At 70.9% G+C, this 17,115-nt stretch carries 18 protein-coding genes; 17 read left to right on the forward strand and 1 reads right to left on the reverse strand.

Annotated features, from left to right (window positions below):
• Positions 1-6 precede the first annotated feature (6 nt).
• From yajC to AFL01nite_RS01835, 5 genes are all read left to right on the forward strand, one after another.
• On the forward strand, positions 7-279 hold the full coding sequence (gene yajC / locus AFL01nite_RS01820) for a preprotein translocase subunit YajC (protein ID WP_146825380.1): 273 nt from the start codon (positions 7-9) through the stop codon (positions 277-279).
• A complete protein-coding gene (locus AFL01nite_RS01825; protein ID WP_146825381.1) occupies positions 276-806 on the forward strand; it encodes an adenine phosphoribosyltransferase in 531 nt (176 codons plus the stop codon). The genes yajC and AFL01nite_RS01825 overlap by 4 nt, the downstream gene beginning before the upstream one ends.
• Before the next feature lie 127 nt (positions 807-933).
• Complete coding sequence (locus AFL01nite_RS01830) at positions 934-3,258, forward strand: RelA/SpoT family protein (RefSeq protein ID WP_371862808.1); 2,325 nt, start codon at positions 934-936, stop codon at positions 3,256-3,258.
• A 19-nt stretch (positions 3,259-3,277) separates the two neighbouring features.
• The gene (locus AFL01nite_RS15670; protein WP_281285716.1) at positions 3,278-3,406 is read left to right on the forward strand and encodes a hypothetical protein; all 129 of its coding nucleotides are present in this window, start codon (positions 3,278-3,280) and stop codon (positions 3,404-3,406) included.
• A 152-nt stretch (positions 3,407-3,558) separates the two neighbouring features.
• Positions 3,559-3,852: a GIY-YIG nuclease family protein gene (locus tag AFL01nite_RS01835; RefSeq protein ID WP_146825382.1), complete on the forward strand. Its 294-nt coding sequence runs from the start codon at positions 3,559-3,561 to the stop codon at positions 3,850-3,852.
• 54 nt (positions 3,853-3,906) lie between these two features.
• On the opposite strand, the gene AFL01nite_RS01840 is transcribed toward AFL01nite_RS01835, so the two are convergent.
• Positions 3,907-5,130, reverse strand: a complete 1,224-nt coding sequence (locus tag AFL01nite_RS01840) for a DUF349 domain-containing protein (RefSeq protein ID WP_146825383.1) — start codon at positions 5,128-5,130, stop codon at positions 3,907-3,909.
• Positions 5,131-5,186: 56 nt separating this feature from the next.
• Here AFL01nite_RS01840 and AFL01nite_RS15540 point away from each other — a divergent pair, with 56 nt between their 5' ends.
• The 12 genes from AFL01nite_RS15540 to AFL01nite_RS01895 are packed head-to-tail and all read left to right on the forward strand — an operon-like array spanning position 5,187 to position 17,110.
• On the forward strand, positions 5,187-5,882 hold the full coding sequence (locus tag AFL01nite_RS15540) for an MBL fold metallo-hydrolase (protein ID WP_246119542.1): 696 nt from the start codon (positions 5,187-5,189) through the stop codon (positions 5,880-5,882).
• The gene (hisS, locus tag AFL01nite_RS15545; protein WP_246119543.1) at positions 5,879-7,201 is read left to right on the forward strand and encodes a histidine--tRNA ligase; all 1,323 of its coding nucleotides are present in this window, start codon (positions 5,879-5,881) and stop codon (positions 7,199-7,201) included. Before AFL01nite_RS15540 ends, hisS begins: the two co-directional genes overlap by 4 nt.
• A complete protein-coding gene (gene aspS / locus AFL01nite_RS01850; protein WP_146825384.1) occupies positions 7,198-8,967 on the forward strand; it encodes an aspartate--tRNA ligase in 1,770 nt (589 codons plus the stop codon). The genes hisS and aspS overlap by 4 nt, the downstream gene beginning before the upstream one ends.
• Positions 8,964-9,455 (forward strand): DinB family protein, encoded by a 492-nt coding sequence (locus AFL01nite_RS01855; RefSeq protein ID WP_146825385.1) that lies wholly within the window; start codon positions 8,964-8,966, stop codon positions 9,453-9,455. The genes aspS and AFL01nite_RS01855 overlap by 4 nt, the downstream gene beginning before the upstream one ends.
• Positions 9,456-9,493: 38 nt before the next feature.
• Positions 9,494-9,889 carry a hypothetical protein gene (locus AFL01nite_RS01860; protein ID WP_146825386.1) on the forward strand — a complete coding sequence of 132 codons (396 nt, stop codon included), beginning with the start codon at positions 9,494-9,496 and terminating at the stop codon, positions 9,887-9,889.
• A gap of 10 nt (positions 9,890-9,899) precedes the next feature.
• Positions 9,900-11,264 (forward strand): replication-associated recombination protein A, encoded by a 1,365-nt coding sequence (locus AFL01nite_RS01865; protein WP_146825387.1) that lies wholly within the window; start codon positions 9,900-9,902, stop codon positions 11,262-11,264.
• Between the two features lie 9 nt (positions 11,265-11,273).
• Complete coding sequence (locus AFL01nite_RS01870) at positions 11,274-11,756, forward strand: hypothetical protein (protein WP_146825388.1); 483 nt, start codon at positions 11,274-11,276, stop codon at positions 11,754-11,756.
• Positions 11,753-12,028: a DUF6167 family protein gene (locus tag AFL01nite_RS01875; RefSeq protein ID WP_146825389.1), complete on the forward strand. Its 276-nt coding sequence runs from the start codon at positions 11,753-11,755 to the stop codon at positions 12,026-12,028. Before AFL01nite_RS01870 ends, AFL01nite_RS01875 begins: the two co-directional genes overlap by 4 nt.
• Positions 12,028-14,685, forward strand: coding sequence for an alanine--tRNA ligase (alaS, locus tag AFL01nite_RS01880; RefSeq protein ID WP_146825390.1), 2,658 nt, complete (start codon positions 12,028-12,030; stop codon positions 14,683-14,685). The genes AFL01nite_RS01875 and alaS overlap by 1 nt, the downstream gene beginning before the upstream one ends.
• Positions 14,682-15,173: a Holliday junction resolvase RuvX gene (gene ruvX / locus AFL01nite_RS01885; RefSeq protein ID WP_146825391.1), complete on the forward strand. Its 492-nt coding sequence runs from the start codon at positions 14,682-14,684 to the stop codon at positions 15,171-15,173. The genes alaS and ruvX overlap by 4 nt, the downstream gene beginning before the upstream one ends.
• A complete protein-coding gene (gene mltG, locus AFL01nite_RS01890) occupies positions 15,166-16,305 on the forward strand; it encodes an endolytic transglycosylase MltG (RefSeq protein WP_146825392.1) in 1,140 nt (379 codons plus the stop codon). The genes ruvX and mltG overlap by 8 nt, the downstream gene beginning before the upstream one ends.
• Positions 16,298-17,110 carry a shikimate dehydrogenase gene (locus AFL01nite_RS01895; protein WP_186813772.1) on the forward strand — a complete coding sequence of 271 codons (813 nt, stop codon included), beginning with the start codon at positions 16,298-16,300 and terminating at the stop codon, positions 17,108-17,110. Before mltG ends, AFL01nite_RS01895 begins: the two co-directional genes overlap by 8 nt.
• Positions 17,111-17,115 lie beyond the last annotated feature (5 nt).

Genomic DNA, 17,115 nt, shown 5'->3' on the forward strand with positions numbered 1-17,115 from the left:
CATGCGGTGACGCCCGCCGACTTCATCCCCCTGGCCCTGCTCGCCGTCGTCTTCTTCCTGCTGATCATCCGCCCCATGCGCGAGCGGCAGCGCCAGTTCACGGCGCTCAAGAAGATGCAGGACGCCCTGGAGCCCGGCGCCCGCGTCATGATCAGCAGCGGCATCCACGGCATCATCCGCACCCTCGACGACGAGACCGTCGGCCTCGAGATCGCCCCGAACGTCGTCATCACCGTCGCTCGCGCCGCGGTCGCCGAGGTGTCGGACGCCCCGGGATGAGCGACTACCCGCAGGTCGCCGACGGCCTGATCCGCGCCATCGAGAACTGGCCGGAGGACGGCGTCACCTTCCGTGACATCACCCCGTTGCTGGCCGACCCGCAGGGCTTGTCCGCCACGGTCACCGCCCTCGTGGACGAGGCCCGCGCGTTCGGCCCGATCGACGTCGTCGCCGGTGTCGAGGCGCGCGGATTCCTGCTCGCGCCGTTGATCGCCCAGGAGCTCGGCATCGGCCTCGTGCCGGTGCGCAAGGCCGGCAAGCTGCCCGCCGACGTGCTCTCGGAGTCCTACTCGCTGGAGTACGGCGACGCCGTCGTCGAGATCCACACCGACGCCGTCACCGCCGGCAGCCGGGTGCTCATCGTCGACGACGTGCTGGCCACCGGCGGCACCCTGGCCGCCGCCGTCCGCCTCTTCGAGCGTGCCGAGGCCCAGGTCGCCGGTGCCCTCGTGCTGATCGAACTGCCCGCCCTGCGGGGCCGCGACGCGCTCGTCGACGTCCCGCTCACCGCCCTGTTGGAGTACTGATGAGCCAGCGCACCGTCCGCATCGTCGCCGTCATCGCCATCGCCGCGCTCGTGCTGGGCGTGCTCGCGACGGTGATCTCCGGCGCCGTCTGACGTCACCTCCGTAGGATGGACTGAAGGAGGCACGCGTGGCTGAGCGCACCGAGGGAACCCCCACCCGGGCGGCCGAGTCCAAGAGCCAGGACACGGCGAGCACGTCCGCGCGCGTGCGCAGCCGGCTGGCGCGCATCGGTGGCAAGTCCACCGGCGGCGGCAACCCGGTGCTCGACCCGCTGATCAAGATCTACCGCGACACCCACCCCAAGGGCGACGTCGCGTCGATCGAGAAGGCCTACGCCGTCGCGGCCCAGATGCACGAGGGCCAGAAGCGCAAGAGCGGCGACCCGTACATCACGCACCCGCTGGCCGTCGCGACGATCCTGGCCGAGCTGGGCATGACCGCGCCGACGCTGTGCGCCGCCCTGCTGCACGACACCGTCGAGGACACCTCGTACACGATCGAGCAGCTGCGCAAGGACTTCGGTGACGAGGTCGTGCACCTGGTCGACGGCGTCACGAAGCTCGACAAGGTCAAGTACGGCGACTCCGCGCAGTCCGAGACGATCCGCAAGATGGTCGTCGCGATGGCGCGCGACATCCGTGTCCTGGTCATCAAGCTGGCCGACCGCCTGCACAACATGCGCACGCTGCGCTACCTGCGCCAGGACAAGCAGGAGCGCATCGCGCGCGAGACGATCGAGATCTTCGCCCCGCTGGCGCACCGCCTGGGCATGAACATGATCAAGTGGGAGCTGGAGGACCTCGCGTTCGCGACCCTGCACCCCAAGGTCTACGACGAGATCGTGCGCCTCGTCGCCGAGCGCGCGCCGTCGCGCGAGGCGTTCCTCGAGCGGGTCATCCGCGACGTCAACTCCGACCTCGGTCACGCCAAGATCAAGGCCGGCGTCACCGGCCGGCCCAAGCACTACTTCTCGATCTACCAGAAGATGCTGGTCCGCGGCCGCGAGTTCTCCGACATCTTCGACCTCGTCGGCGTGCGCATCCTCGTCGAGGACGTCGCCGACTGCTACGCCGTGCTCGGCGTGCTGCACGCGCGCTGGAACCCGATCCCGGGCCGGTTCAAGGACTACATCAGCGTCCCGAAGTTCAACATGTACCAGTCGCTGCACACGACGGTGATCGGTCCTCAGGGCAAGCCCGTCGAGCTGCAGATCCGCACGTACGCCATGCACCGCCGCGCCGAGTTCGGCGTCGCCGCGCACTGGAAGTACAAGGCCGAGTCGCTGGCCGCGGTCGGCAGCAAGGCCGACAAGGGCGGGCCCAGCGGCAGCGAGATGGTGTGGCTGCGCGAGCTCGTCGACTGGCAGTCCGAGACCGAGGACTCCACCGACTTCCTGGACTCGCTCCGCTTCGAGATGCAGAACGCGGGCGTCTACGCGTACACGCCGCGCGGCGACCTGATCCAGCTGCCGGCCGGCGCCACGCCCGTCGACTTCGCGTACGGCGTCCACACCGAGGTGGGGCACTCGTGCGTCGGCGCCCGGGTCAACGGACGTCTCGTGTCGCTGGAGTCCGAGCTGCAGAGCGGCGACGTGGTCGAGATCTTCACGTCGAAGTCGCCCACCGCCGGCCCGAGCCGCGACTGGCTCGAGTTCGTCAAGAGCCCCCGCGCCAAGAACAAGATCCGCCAGTGGTTCACGAAGGAGCGCCGCGAGGAGGCCATCGACCACGGCAAGGACCTCATCGCCAAGCAGATGCGCAAGGAGGGCCTGCCGATGCATCGCCTGTTCCGGCAGGCGAACCTCGACACGGTGGCCAAGGAGATGGGCTACGCCGACGTGTCGACGCTGTACGCGGCGGTCGGCGAGAACAACGTCGGTCCGCAGCATGTCGTCGACCGGGTCATCGACCTCGCCGGCGGCCGCGAGGGCGCCGAGGAGGAGGCGGCCGAGGCCACGGCGATGCCGATCTCGTCCAGCCGGGCGTCGGTCGCGTCCCGCGGCGACGCCGGCGTCGAGGTCATCGGCGTGTCCGGTGACCTGCTGGTCAAGCTGGCGCGCTGCTGCACGCCGGTGCCCGGCGACGACATCCGCGGCTTCGTGACGCGCGGCTCCGGGATCTCGGTGCACCGTGCCGACTGCGTGAACTTCGCCGAACTGGCCGACCAGACCGAGCGCGTCGTGGGCGTCCGCTGGATCGCGAACGCGAAGACGACGTTCCTCGTGGCGATGCAGGTCGAGGCGCTGGATCGTCCGCACCTGCTGTCGGACATCACCAAGGTGATCTCCGACCAGCACGTCAACATCCTGTCGGCCACGCTCAGCACCGGACGCGACCGTGTCGCCAAGAGCCGCTTCACCTTCGAGATGGGCGACGCCAAGCACCTGGGCTCGGTCCTCAAGGCCGTCAACAACGTGCCCGGCGTCTTCGACGCCTACCGCGTCACCCAGTAGACGTCGAGATCATCTGTGGATGACGGTTTCTGTTGATCGATGCGCGGGACGCTGGTCCGAGATGGGCGCCGCCAAGCACCTGGGCTCGGTCCTCAAGGCGGTCAACAACGTGCCCGGCGTCTTCGACGCCTACCGCGTCACGCAGTAGGCGTCGAGATCTCGATGCTCCGTCTCGCTTCGCTCGCCGGTACTCGATCAGCGGTCTCGGTGATCGAGTAGCTCGTGAGCGCAGCGAGCGGCGTATCGAGATCACCTGTGGATGACGGCCTCTGTTGGATCGAGGCGCGGGACGCTGGTCCGATGGCCCACGTCTACATCCTCCGCTGCTCCGACGGCTCGTACTACGTCGGCAGCACACGCCACCTCGAGGCGAGACTGCACCAGCACCGAACCGGCACCGGCGCGGAGTACACGAAGCGTCGCCTGCCCGTCGAGCTGCTCTGGTCGTACGCGTTCGAGTCCGTGGCTGATGCGTTCGCAGCGGAGAAGAGGATCCAGGGGTGGTCACGAGCGAAGCGCGAGGCCCTCATGCGGGGAAAGTTCCACCTTCTCCCCGGTCTCGCCAAGAAGAGGAACTGGCGTCGAGACTCATGATCTCGATACTCCGTCTCGCTTCGCTCGCCGGCACTCGATCAGCGAGGGAGCGGCTCAGCCGAAGTCGGAGGCGGTGCGCTGGGCGATGTCGAGGAAGGCCTGACGCGACTCGAGGTTCTCGCGCAGCGAGGCCACCTTCTTGGCGTCGCCGGCGGCCTCGGCCCGGGCGATGTCGGCCTCGATCGCCGCGATGGCGTCCTCGAGCTTGGTGATCATGTCGTCCGCGCGGGCCGACTTCTCGGGGTCGGTGCGCTTCCACTCCTGGTCGCCGGCGTCGCGGATCGCCTTCTCGACGACGCGGATGCGGCCCTCGAGCTCCTTGATCTGGTCGCGCGGCACCTTGCCGGCGGCCTCCCAGCGGTCGGCGATGTCGTGCCACGCGCGGCGGGTGGCCTCGAGGTCCTTGATCGGCAGCAGCGCCTCGGCCTCGACCAGGATCTGGCGCTTGACCTCGGCGTTCTCGGCGAACTCGGACTCCTGGGCCGCGTTGGCGGCCTCGCGGGCGTGGAAGAACACGTCCTGCGCGGCGCGGAAGCGCTTCCAGAGCTTGTCCTCGGCGTTGCGCGGCGCGGAGCCGGCGGCCTTCCAGCGCTGCATGAGATCGCGGTAGGCGGCGGAGGTGGCGCCCCAGTCGGTGGAGCCCGAGAGCGCCTCGGCCTCCTCGATCAGCTTCTCCTTGACCTTCTGCGCCTGGTCGCGGCGCACGCTCTGCTCACCGAAGTGGGCCTTGCGCTTCTTCGTGTACGCGGTGCGGGCACTGGAGAAGCGGTGCCACAGCTCGTCGTCGGCCGACTTGCTGAGCCGGGGGAGCGCCTTCCACTCGTCGAGGAGGGCACGCAGCCGGTCGGCACCGTTGCGCCAGTCCTGGCCGGCGCCGATCTTCTCGGCCTCGGCGACGATGCGGGTCTTGGCCTCGGTGGCCTCGGCGGTGCGCTGCTCGCGCTCGGCCTTGCGCTTGGCGCGCAGCTCCTCGAGCGAGGGCTCCAGGGCGTCCAGCCGTGTCGACAGCGAGGCCAGGTCGCCGATCGCCTGCGCGTCGACGAGCTGCTCGCGGATCGTGGCGACGGCCTTGCCGGCGTCGTCGGGCGAGACCGTGCCGGCCTCGATCCGCTTCTCCAGCAGGTTCACCTCGGTCTCGAGGTTCTCGAAGCGTCGCGTGTAGAACGCGAGTGCCTCGTCGGCGTCCCCGCCGGTCACCCATTGCCCGATCAGCCGCTCGCCGTCGCCCTCCTTGACGTAGACGTTTCCATCTGCGTCCACACGGCCCCAGTCGCTCATGGCGGTCAGTCTAGGAGGTTCGCGACGCGCAGGCGTCCTCGCGTACCCTGACAGGCGTGCTTCTCACCGCCTTCCCCGCCGGACCGCTGCAGGCGAACTGCTATTTCGTCGCCGCCGAACCCGGCGCACCGTGCGCGATCGTCGACCCGGGACAAGAGTCCGCCGAGGGGGTGCGCGCCGTCGTCGCCGAGCACGACCTGCGCCCGGCCGCGGTGCTGGTCACCCACGGGCACTTCGACCACATGTGGGACGCGGCCAAGGTCGCCGACGAGTACGGCTGCCCGCTGTGGATCCACCCGGCCGACCGGCACCTGCTGAACGACCCGATGGCGGCGATCTCGAACGAGTCGGCCGCGATGCTGCGCGCGCAGCTCGGCGAGATCGACGAGTCGCAGTTCGGCGAGCCCGCCGACGTCCGCGACGCCGTCGACGGCGCCACGATCGAGGTGGGCGACCTGACGATCACCGTCGACCACTGCCCCGGCCACACGCCGGGCACCGTGGCGTACCGGCTGGACTACACCGGCCCCGAGCCCGTCTCGCAGATCATGTTCTCGGGCGACTTCCTGTTCTTCGGCTCGATCGGCCGCACCGATCTCGTCGGCGGCGACCACGCCGAGATGCTGCGCAGCCTGCAGACCAAGGTGCTGTCGCTGCCCGACGACGTCGTCGTGCTGCCCGGTCACGGCCAGCAGTCCTCGATCGGCCGCGAGAAGCAGACCAACCCGTTCCTCGCGGAGCTGACCGCGTGAGCAAGCTCAGCGGCTTCCCGGAATTCCTACCTGCCGAGCGCAGCGTCGAGCGAGCGGTCCTCGACCACCTCAGCGGCGTCTTCGAGCTGCACGGCTTCGGCAACATCGAGACGCGGGCCGTCGAGCCGCTCGAGACCCTGCTGCGCAAGGGCGAGATCGACAAGGAGGTCTACGCCGTTCGCCGCCTGCACGCCGACGAGTCGGAGGCCTCCGAGCTGGCGCTGCACTTCGACCTCACGGTGCCGTTCGCGCGGTACGTGGTCGAGAACGCCGGCCACCTGCAGTTCCCGTTCCGTCGCTACCAGATCCAGAAGGTGTGGCGTGGCGAGCGCCCGCAGGCCGGCCGCTTCCGCGAGTTCACCCAGGCCGACATCGACATCGTCGGCGACGGCACGCTGCCGTTCCACTTCGACGTCGAGGTCGCCCGGGTCATGGCCGAGGCGCTGGCGGGGCTGCCGATCCCGGGCCTGTCCATGACGCTGCAGGTCAGCAACCGCAAGGTGCTCGAGGGCTTCTACCTCGGCCTGGGCGTCGAGCAGCCCACCGCGGTCATGCAGGTGATCGACAAGCTCGACAAGCTGTCGGGCGACAAGATCGCCGACCTGCTGGGCGAGCAGGGACTCACCGAGGCCCAGGCGAACGCCTGCCTCTCGCTCGCGGGCATCGTCACCACCGACACGTCGTTCGTCCAGCAGGTGCGCGACCTCGGCGTCGAGCACCCGATGCTCGACGAGGGCCTGGCCGAGCTCGAGGCCGTCATCGCCGGGTGTGCCACGGTCGAGGGCGTGACCGTCACCGCCGACCTGCGCATCGCCCGCGGCCTGGACTACTACACCGGCACGGTCTTCGAGACCCGCGTTGCCGAGCATCCGTCGCTCGGCTCGATCTGCTCGGGCGGCCGCTACGACCAGCTCGCCAGCGACGGCAAGCGCACCTACCCGGGTGTCGGCCTGTCCATCGGCGTCTCGCGACTGCTGTCGGTCCTGACCAGCAGCGGCGTCACCGCCAGTCGGTCCGTGCCGTCGGTGGTGCTGGTGGCGGTCAACGACGAGGACTCCCGGCCCGAGAGCGACGCGATCGCCCAGCGCCTGCGCGCCCGCGGCATCGCCTGCGAGGTCGCCCCCCACGCCCAGAAGTTCGGCAAGCAGATCCGCTTCGCCGAGCGCCGCGGCATTCCCTTCGTCTGGTTCGTCAACGACGACGGCCACCAGGCGAAGGACATCCGCACCGGTGAGCAGGTGTCGGCCGATCCCGACGCCTGGACACCGCCCCAGACCGACCTGCGACCGCAGGTGACCCACAAGGAGACGACAGCGTGATCCGCACCCATGACGCCGGAACCCTGACGGCAGCGAACATCGGTGAGAGCGTCACGCTCGCCGGTTGGGTCGCCCGCCGCCGCGACCACGGCGGAGTCGCCTTCATCGACCTGCGCGAGGCCAGCGGCGTCGCCCAGGTCGTCGTCCGCGAGGACGTCGCCCACCAGCTGCGCAGCGAGTTCTGCCTCAAGGTCACCGGCACGGTCCAGCGCCGTCCCGAGGGCAACGAGAACGCCGCGATCCCGACCGGCGAGATCGAGGTCATCGCCGACGACGTCGAGATCCTGTCGCGCTCCGAGCCGCTGCCGTTCCCCATCGACGAGCACGTGGAGGTGGGGGAGGAGGCGCGCCTCAAGCACCGCTACCTCGACCTGCGCCGGCCCGCCCCGGCCCACGCCATGCGCCTGCGCTCGAAGGTCAACGCCGCCGCTCGCCGGGTCCTGGAGGGCCACGACTTCGTCGAGGTCGAGACCCCCACGCTGACCCGCTCGACGCCCGAGGGCGCCCGCGACTTCCTCGTGCCGGCCCGCCTGCGTCCGGGCAGCTGGTACGCCCTGCCGCAGAGCCCGCAGCTGTTCAAGCAGCTGCTCATGGTCGGCGGCCTCGAGCGGTACTACCAGATCGCGCGCTGCTACCGCGACGAGGACTTCCGCGCCGATCGCCAGCCCGAGTTCACCCAGCTCGACATCGAGATGAGCTTCGTCGAGCCCGACGACGTCATGGCGCTGGCCGAGGAGATCTACGTCGCGCTGTGGAAGCTGATCGACGTCGAGCTGCCCACGCCGTTCCCGCGGATCACCTACGCCGACGCGATGCGCAAGTACGGCTCGGACAAGCCCGACCTGCGCTTCGACCTCGAGCTGGTCGAGCTGACCGACTACTTCAAGGACACGCCGTTCCGCGTGTTCCAGGCGCCGTACGTCGGCGCGGTCGTGCACCCCGGTGGCGCGTCGCAGGCCCGTCGCACGCTCGACGGCTGGCAGGAGTGGGCCAAGCAGCGCGGCGCCCGCGGCCTGGCCTACGTGCTGGTGCAGGAGGACGGCAGCCTGACCGGCCCCGTCGCCAAGAACCTGTCCGACGCCGAGCGCGAGGGCCTCGTCGAGGCTGCCGGCGCGAAGCCCGGCGACGCCGTGTACTTCTCGGCCGGCCCGGTCAAGAGCTCGCGCCAGCTGCTCGGGGCCGCGCGCATCGAGATCGCCAGGCGCGAGAACCTCATCGACGAGTCGGCGTGGGCCTTCGCGTTCGTCGTCGACTGGCCGATGTTCGAGTCGGTCAGCGAGCTCGACTCCGGCGACGTGGCCGTCGGTGGCGGCGAGTGGACCGCGGTGCACCACGCCTTCACCGCCCCGCAGGACCCCGAGACCCTGGCCACGCCCGGCGACTCGCTGGCGCAGGCCTACGACATCGTCTGCAACGGCAACGAGGTCGGCGGCGGCTCGATCCGCATCCATCGCGAGGACGTGCAGAAGCGCGTCTTCGAGATCATGGGCATCGGCGCCGAGGAGGCGCAGGAGAAGTTCGGCTTCCTGCTCGAGGCGTTCAAGTACGGCGCCCCGCCGCACGGCGGCATCGCGTTCGGCTGGGACCGCACGGTCGCGCTGCTGGCCGGTGCCGACTCGATCCGCGACGTGATCGCGTTCCCGAAGTCCGGCGGTGGCTACGACCCGCTCACCGCGGCTCCGGCGCCGATCACGGCCGAGCAGCGCGCCGAGGCCGGTGTCGACGCCGAGCCCGACGAGGACGAGAAGGACGACGACGCGTCGTGACCGCCGGCGGCGAGAGGGCCAACTACGCGGAGTACCTGGCGCACTACCGCCAGACGTTCCAGCGGAAGTGCGAGGACCTCTCGCCGGAGCAGCTCGCGCAGCGCAGCGTGCCGCCCAGCGCCTTGTCGCTGCTCGGGCTGGTCCGTCACATGGCGTACGTCGAGCACCACTGGTTCGTGACGGTCGCGCAGGGCTCGTCGGAGCCGGCGCTGTTCCTCAAGGACCAGGACCGCGACGCCGACTTCAACGAGGCCGTCGGCACGCAGGAGTGCGTCGACGAGGCGTTCGCGGCTCTGCGGTCGCAGATCGCGCGTGCCGAGGAGTGGCTCGCCGGCATCGACGAGGGCGACCTCGGCCGTGAGCTGCCGCGGCGCGGGGAGCGCGTCCCGATCCGCGACCTCCTCGTCCACATGATCGAGGAGTACGCGCGCCACTGCGGGCACGCCGACCTGCTGCGCGAGTGCATCGACGGCCGCACGGGGGAGTGACCTGATCTCGCGCGAGATCACTGGCAGGATGCAGCCCCATGTGGGAGATCTTGGGCTCGTGGCCGTGCGTCGTCGTCGTCTTCGCCGTCGGTGCCGCGGCACTGGCCCGAGCCGCACGGAGGTCACGTCGCGCCCTCATCGCTGTCGCAGTGCTCGTGGCGGCGACGATCGGGGCGTGGCTCGCGACAGCGACGCCGCTGACGATCGACGGCACGACGTGCAACAACCGCGCCACCCCCTACGGCGTGAACCACATCGAACTCGACGCCTACTCGGCCAAGCAGCTGCGTGAGTCCGGCGTCCAGGTGGACCGGTACGAGTGCCGCGATGCGTTGAGGACCCGGTACCTGCTGGCAGGTGCCGGTTACCTCGTGCTGACGCTGGGCGGAGCCGTCCTGGTCGCTCGCCGCCCGAGGGTGGCGGCGCGCGACTAGGCTGGTCCTCATGGCTGACGGACTGTTCGATCTTCCGGATCAGGCGCCGTCGGACCCGCGGCGCGACTCGAGTGGCTCCCTTGCGGGCAACGTCCACTCGAGCGCGCCGCTGGCCGTGCGGATGCGGCCGCAGTCGCTCGACGAGCTGGTGGGCCAGCAGCACCTGCTGGCGCCCGGGTCGCCGCTGCGCCGGATGATCGAGGGCAACGCGCCCCTGACGGTTCTGCTCTGGGGGCCTCCGGGCACCGGCAAGACGACGCTGGCCAGCCTGATCAGCCGCCAGACCGACCGCCGCTTCGTGGAGGTGTCGGCCGTCAGCGCCGGCGTCAAGGAGGTCCGCGAGGTCATCGCCGGTGCTCGCCAGGCGCTGTCGCGCGGCAAAGAGACCGTCCTGTTCGTGGACGAGGTCCACCGCTTCAGCAAGGCCCAGCAGGACGCCCTGCTGCCCGGTGTCGAGAACCGCTGGGTCAGCCTCGTCGCGGCCACCACCGAGAACCCGCACTTCAGCGTGATCTCGCCGCTGCTGAGCCGCTCGCTGCTGCTGACCCTGCAGCCGCTCACCGACGACGACATCGCCGTCCTGCTCGACCGGGCCGTCGCCGACGAGCGCGGCTTCGACGGTGAGCTCAAGATCGCCGACGACGCCCGCGACCACCTCGTGCGGCTGGCGGGTGGCGACGGCAGGCGCGGCCTGACGTACCTGGAGGCCGCTGCCGGTGCCGCGACCGATCAGGGCCACGACGAGATCACGCTCGACGACGCGGCGCTCGCGGTCGACAAGGCCGCCGTGCGGTACGACCGCCAGGGCGACCAGCACTACGACGTCACGAGCGCGTTCATCAAGTCGATCCGCGGGTCCGACGTGGACGCCGCGCTGCACTACCTGGCCCGGATGATCGAGGCGGGGGAGGACCCGCGCTTCATCGCCCGTCGGCTGATGATCCATGCCAGTGAGGACATCGGCATGGCCGACCCCACTGCGCTGCCGATGGCCACGGCGACCGCGCAGGCCGTCGCGATGATCGGCTTTCCCGAGGCGCGCATCCCGCTCGCCCAGGCGGTCATCCACCTCGCGACGGCGCCGAAGTCCAACGCCGTCATCCGCGCGATCGACGCGGCGATGGCCGACGTCCGGGCCGGCAAGGTCGGCGCCGTGCCGCCCGCACTGCGTGACGCGCACTACTCCGGGGCCAAGAAGCTGGGCCACGGTCACGACTACGTGTACCCCCACGACGACACCCGTGGCGTGGTGCCGCAGCAGTACGCGCCGGACGACGTGGACGGGGCGGACTACTACCGGCCCGGGCCCCATGGGGCCGAAGGGGCCATCGCCGAGCGACTCGCCCGAATCCGCGCGATCGTCCGAGACCGGTAATCTCGTTCCATGTCCGTGCAGCTGCTGATCCTCGTCGCCACGGCCGTGCTGGCCGTCGTGGCGGTCGGCGCTGCCGTGATCGCCGTGCTCGCCCTCCGCCGACTGCGGGCGCTGCACCACGCCGCGCCCCCGGAGCCCGCTGAGTTGCACGTTGCGCCCGTCGAGGACGGCGTGTCGCTGGTGGAACGTGAAACTCAGCGGGAAGTGCAGCCGCCCGCCGAGGTCGTCCGCGTCGTCGAGGGTCGCGTGATCGTGCAGCCCACCCACGACCAGTTGGTGGCGGCCTCGATGACGCGCCCCAGCGTGCGGCTGAGCATCTTCGCCGCGGGCCTGGCCCATGCGCTGCGCCCCGAGAGCCGCGACCGGATCACCGCGCTGATGCGCCGCGAGTACCGCGCCCGCAAGCGGGCCCGCCAGCGCGCTGCCAAGGCCGCCGCCCGGGCCACGAACGACCCGCCGCCCGCGTCGGGCCGCGGCTGGGTGGGTTCGTGAGCGCCCGCCTCGTGTGGTTCGTCGCCGGCACGGCCGCCGGCGTCTACGGGAGCGTCAAGGCCAAGCGCGCCGCCTACCGCGCCTCCATGCCCGGCCTCATCGACCAGGCAGCCGCGCTCGGCACCGGCGTCCGCGCCTTCCGCGCCGAGCTCGCCGAGGGCAAGCACAGCAAGGAGCACCAGCTGCGCACGCACCTGCTGGCCTCCGACCCCGATCTCCGGCTCGCCCTGCCCGAGCCCTCCGTCCCCTCCGAACCGAAGGAACTTCCCTGATGGAAACCGCTGAGATCCGGCGCCGATTTCTTTCCCACTTCGAGAACGCCGGCCACACGGTCGTGCCTTCGGCCCCGTTGCTGTTCGACGACCCGAACCTGTTGTTCGTCAACGCCGGCATGGTGCCGTTCAAGCCGTACTTCCTCGGCCAGGAGACGCCCCCGTTCGAGCGCGCCACGAGCGTGCAGAAGTGCGTGCGCACCCTCGACATCGAGGAGGTCGGCAAGACCACCCGGCACGGCACGTTCTTCCAGATGAACGGCAACTTCAGCTTCGGTGACTACTTCAAGGAAGGTGCGATCACGCACGCCTGGGAGCTCATCACCGGCTCGGTCGACGACGGCGGCCTGGGGTTCGACCCCGAGAAGATCTGGGTCACCGTCCTGCACACCGACACCGAGTCGCGCGAGATCTGGCGCCGCGTCGCGGGCCTGCCCGACGAGCGGATCCAGAACCGCGGCCTGCTCGACAACTACTGGCACATGGGCGTGCCCGGCCCCGGTGGCCCGTGCTCGGAGATCTACGTCGACCGTGGCCCGGAGTACGGGCCCGACGGCGGCCCCGAGGCCGACGAGGACCGCTTCCTGGAGATCTGGAACCTGGTCTTCATGCAGGAGGAGATCACGAACGTGGTCGCCAAGGACCAGTTCGACGTCGTCGGCCCCCTGCCGCACCAGAACATCGACACCGGCATGGGCCTGGAGCGCGTCGCCTACCTGCTGCAGGGCAAGGAGAACCTCTACGAGATCGACGAGGTCTACCCGGTCATCGCCAAGGCCGCCGAGCTGAGCGGTCGCGCGTACGGCGCCGACCACGGCGACGACGTGCGCTTCCGCGTGATCGCCGACCACGTCCGCAGCGGCCTGATGCTGATCGGCGACGGCGTCACGCCCGGCAACGAGTCGCGCGGCTACGTGCTGCGCCGCCTGCTGCGCCGCGCCGTGCGCTCGATGCGCCTGCTGGGCTACGAGGATCCCGCGCTGCCCCAGCTGCTGCCGGTCAGCATGGAGCGGATGAAGGCGTCCTACCCCGAGCTCGAGACCGACTTCGCGCGCATCAGCCAGATCGCCTACGCCGAGGAGGAGGCGTTCCGCCAGACGCTCGGCAAGGGCACGCAGATCTTCGACGTCGCCGCGGGCGAGACCAAGCAGTCCGGCGGCACGGTGCTGAGCGGCGACCAGGCGTTCCAGCTGCACGACACCTACGGCTTCCCGATCGACCTGACGCTGGAGATGGCGCAGGAGCAGGGCCTGGAGGTGGACCAGGAGGGCTTCCGCGCGCTCATGGCCGAGCAGCGCAACCGCGCCAAGGCCGACGCCAAGGCGAAGAAGGGCGTGCACGCCGACACGACGGTCTACCGCGAGACCATCGACGCGTTCGGCCCCACCGACTGGGTCGCCTACACCAACCTCATCACCGAGTCGAAGGTGCTGGCGCTGCTCTCCGGCGGCGCGAGCGTCCCGGTCCTGTCCGAGGGCCAGGTCGGCGAGGTCGTCCTCGACCGCACGGGCTTCTACGCCGAGTCCGGCGGCCAGAACGCCGACGCCGGCACCCTGCGCTGGGACGGTGGCCAGGCCGAGGTGCTCGACGTCCAGCGGCCCATCCGCGGACTCGTCGTCCACCAGGTGCGCATCCAGTCCGGCGAGCTGACGGCCGGTGCGGCCCTGTCGGCCGAGGTCGACCACGAGTGGCGCCTCGGCGCCCGCCAGGCGCACTCGGGCACGCACGTCGTGCACGCCGCGCTGCGCGAGGTGCTCGGCCCGACGGCGCTGCAGTCCGGCTCCTACAACCGGCCCGGCTACCTGCGCCTCGACTTCGGCTGGGGCGGCGCGCTCGACCCCGAGCAGCTGCACCAGGTCGAGCACGTCTCGAACCGGGCGCTGCGCGAGGACCTGCAGGTCTCGCAGCACTTCATGACGCTGCCCGAGGCCAAGGAGTTCGGCGCCCTGGCGCTGTTCGGCGAGAACTACGGCGAGGAGGTGCGCGTCATCGAGATCGGCGGCCCCTGGTCGCGCGAGCTCTGCGGCGGCACGCACGTCGAGCGCTCCAGCCAGATCGGCACGGTCGTGCTCACGTCGGACTCCTCGGTCGGTGCGGGCAACCGCCGCGTCGAGGCGCTCGTCGGCATCGAGGGCTTCGAGTACCTCGCCCGCGAGCGCGACCTCGTGCAGCAGCTCACCGAGGTGCTGAAGACCAAGCCGGCCGACGTGCCCGCCCGGGTCCAGGACCTCGTCTCGCGCCTGAAGGCCACGGAGAAGGAGCTCGAGAAGCTCCGCACCGCCGAGCTGCAGGGCGCCGCGGGCGATCTCGCGCAGGCCGCCGAGGACGTCGACGGCGTCGCGTTCGTCGGCCACCGCGCCGAGGGCGTGGGCGGTGGCGACGTGCGCCAGCTCGCGCTAGACATCCGCGGCCGGCTCACCGATCGTCCGGCCGTGGTCGTCGTCATCGGCACGGCCGGCGACAAGCCATCGGCCGTCGTCGCGCTCAACCCGGCCGCGATCGACCGCGGCCTCTCGGCCCAGCAGCTCGTCGCGACGGTGGGGGAGCGGATCGGCGGTCGCGGTGGCGGCAAGGCCGACGTGGCCCAGGGCGGTGGCACCGACCTCGGTGGCATCGACCCGGCTTTCGCCGCCGTGCGGGAGGCCCTGCGCGGATGACGTGGCGCAGGGGCCGTCGGCTGGGGGTCGACGTGGGCGACGCCCGGATCGGTGTCGCGTCGTGCGACCCGGACGGGCTGATCGCCACCCCGGTCGAGACCGTCGCCGCCGGACCGCAGGCCATCGCTCGCCTCGTCGCGCTGGCGCAGGAGTACGAGGTGCTCGAGGTCGTCGCGGGCCTGCCGCTGGGGATGTCCGGTCGCGAGGGTCCCGCCGCGATCAAGGTGCGGGCGTTCGCCGGCGAGCTCGCGGTGGCGCTCGATGCTGCCATGCCGGGGGTTTCGGTACGGTTGATCGATGAACGACTCTCGACGGTGGCGGGCCAGGCCCAGCTGCACGCGAGTGGGCGCACGACGAAGTCCTCACGCGCGGTCATCGACCAGGCGGCCGCCGTGGTGATTCTGCAGTCGGCGATCGATGCCGAGAAGACGCGCGGAACCGCGCCCGGCGAGGTCGTCGACGTGACGAAGGGAACGACGCATGAGTGACGGCGACGGCGGTCTGGAGATCCTCACCGGACCTGACGAGCCCCGACCCGCGGGCCCCGGCTCGCGACGCCGGGAGGAGCCGCCCCCGGCGAAGAAGAAGGGACTGCGCAACGTCCTGGCGCTGCTGGCGGTCATCGCGATCCTCATCGGCGGCTACGTCGTCGTCACGAAGGTGATGGACCGCATGGGCGGGGCCGAGGACTACTCCGGCTCCGGCACGGGCCAGGTCGAGGTGGCGATCCCGTCCGGCGCCAACGGCATCCAGATCGCCCGGCTGCTGGCCGAGGAGGACGTCGTCAAGTCGTCCGAGGCGTTCTACCAGCTGAGCCTCACCGACGCGCGGGCCCAGCAGATCCAGCCCGGCACGTACCGCCTGCGCCAGCAGATGTCGGCCGAGGCCGCGCTGACCGCCCTCGTCGACCCGTCGGCGCGGGTCCAGGCGAAGTTCACGGTGCCCGAGGGCGCGCGGGTGGGGCAGATCGTCGAGATCATCGCCAAGAACACCGAGCTCGACGCCAAGGACCTCGAGGCCGCCCTCGACGACCCCGCGTCCATCGGCCTGCCCGAGTTCGCCAACGGCAACCCCGAGGGCTACCTGTACCCCGAGACGTACTTCGTCGAGCCGGGCGAGGACGCCAAGGACGTGCTGACGCGGATGGTCGAGCAGACGCTCCGGGTCGCCAAGGACCTCGACATCGGCTCGCGCGCCCCGGCGCTCGGCCTGTCGGGCGAGGAGGTCCTCACCGTCGCCAGCATCCTCGAGTACGAGGGCCAGAAGCCCGAGGACTACGCCAAGATCGCCCGCGTCCTCTACAACCGCATCGAGCAGGGGATGCCGCTGCAGCTGGACTCGACGGTGTCGTACGTCAGCGAGCGCAAGGGCGACGTCTGGACCACGGCCGAGGAGCGCGCCAACCCGTCGCTCTACAACACGTACCAGCACGCCGGGCTGCCCCCGGGACCCATCGGCTCGCCGGGCGAGGCCTCGATCGAGGCGGCGCTCAACCCGGCCGAGGGCCCGTGGCTGTACTTCTTCGCGACGAAGGACGGCTCGGTGATCTACAACGAGGACTTCGGCAAGCACACGGCCGACTGCCAGGCGGAGTACGGCGCCGGCTCGTGTGGTGGCTGAGGTGAGGTGCGCCGTCCTCGGTTCCCCCATCGCCCACTCGCTGTCGCCGGCGATGCACCGGGCCGCCTACGGCGTGCTCGGGCTCGACTGGAGCTACGGCGCCTTCGACGTCCAGGACGGCGAGCTCACCGAGTTCGTCTCCGAGCACCGTGAGGGCTGGCGCGGCTACTCGGTCACCGCGCCGCTGAAGCGCGAGGCCGCGACGCTCGCGTCCGAGCGCGACGCCCACGTCGTGGCACTCGGGGTCGCCAACACCCTCGTCGCGATCGACGGGGGTTGGTCGGCGGCCAACACCGACGTCCCCGGCGCCATGAACGCGCTGCGCGAGGTCGGCGTCGACAGGCTGAGCTCCGTGCGCATCCTCGGCGCGGGGGCCACCGCGGCCTCGGTGGCGCTGGCCTGCCAGCGCCTCGGCGCGCGCGAGATCGAGCTGCGGGTCCGCGACACCGACCGGGCGGCCACCACCGCGCGCGCCGTCGAGAAGCTCGGCCTGTCGGTGTCGGTCGTGCCGTTGCAGCTCGACGTCACCGAGACCGTCGACCTGCTCGTGTCGACCGTGCCCGGAGCGGCATTGGCGGGGCACGAGCACGCCTACACCGGCACCGCGTCCGCCGTGTTCGACGTCGTCTACGACCCGTGGCCCACCACGCTGATGCGGTCGGCCCAGTCGGACGGCCGCGCCCTCGTCACCGGACTGGACCTGCTGGCCCACCAGGCGGTGCTGCAGGTCGCCCTGATGACCGGTGAGACGGTCGAGCCCGAGGTCCTGGTGACAGCGGCCATGGAGGCGCTCGCCAGCCGTTAGGGTGC

This window comes from Aeromicrobium flavum, from assembly GCF_007992115.1.
Taxonomy (GTDB): Bacteria; Actinomycetota; Actinomycetes; order Propionibacteriales; family Nocardioidaceae; genus Aeromicrobium; species Aeromicrobium flavum.

Coding starts and splice junctions, on each gene's coding strand:
- AFL01nite_RS01825 (WP_146825381.1), top strand. CDS start 276: ATGAGCGACTACCCGCAGGTCGCCGACGGCCTGATCCGCGCCATCGAG.
- AFL01nite_RS15670 (WP_281285716.1), top strand. CDS start 3,278: ATGACGGTTTCTGTTGATCGATGCGCGGGACGCTGGTCCGAGATGGGC.
- AFL01nite_RS01835 (WP_146825382.1), top strand. CDS start 3,559: ATGGCCCACGTCTACATCCTCCGCTGCTCCGACGGCTCGTACTACGTC.
- AFL01nite_RS01840 (WP_146825383.1), bottom strand. CDS start 5,130: ATGAGCGACTGGGGCCGTGTGGACGCAGATGGAAACGTCTACGTCAAG.
- AFL01nite_RS01860 (WP_146825386.1), top strand. CDS start 9,494: ATGTGGGAGATCTTGGGCTCGTGGCCGTGCGTCGTCGTCGTCTTCGCC.
- AFL01nite_RS01865 (WP_146825387.1), top strand. CDS start 9,900: ATGGCTGACGGACTGTTCGATCTTCCGGATCAGGCGCCGTCGGACCCG.
- AFL01nite_RS01870 (WP_146825388.1), top strand. CDS start 11,274: ATGTCCGTGCAGCTGCTGATCCTCGTCGCCACGGCCGTGCTGGCCGTC.
- alaS (WP_146825390.1), top strand. CDS start 12,028: ATGGAAACCGCTGAGATCCGGCGCCGATTTCTTTCCCACTTCGAGAAC.
- ruvX (WP_146825391.1), top strand. CDS start 14,682: ATGACGTGGCGCAGGGGCCGTCGGCTGGGGGTCGACGTGGGCGACGCC.
- mltG (WP_146825392.1), top strand. CDS start 15,166: ATGAGTGACGGCGACGGCGGTCTGGAGATCCTCACCGGACCTGACGAG.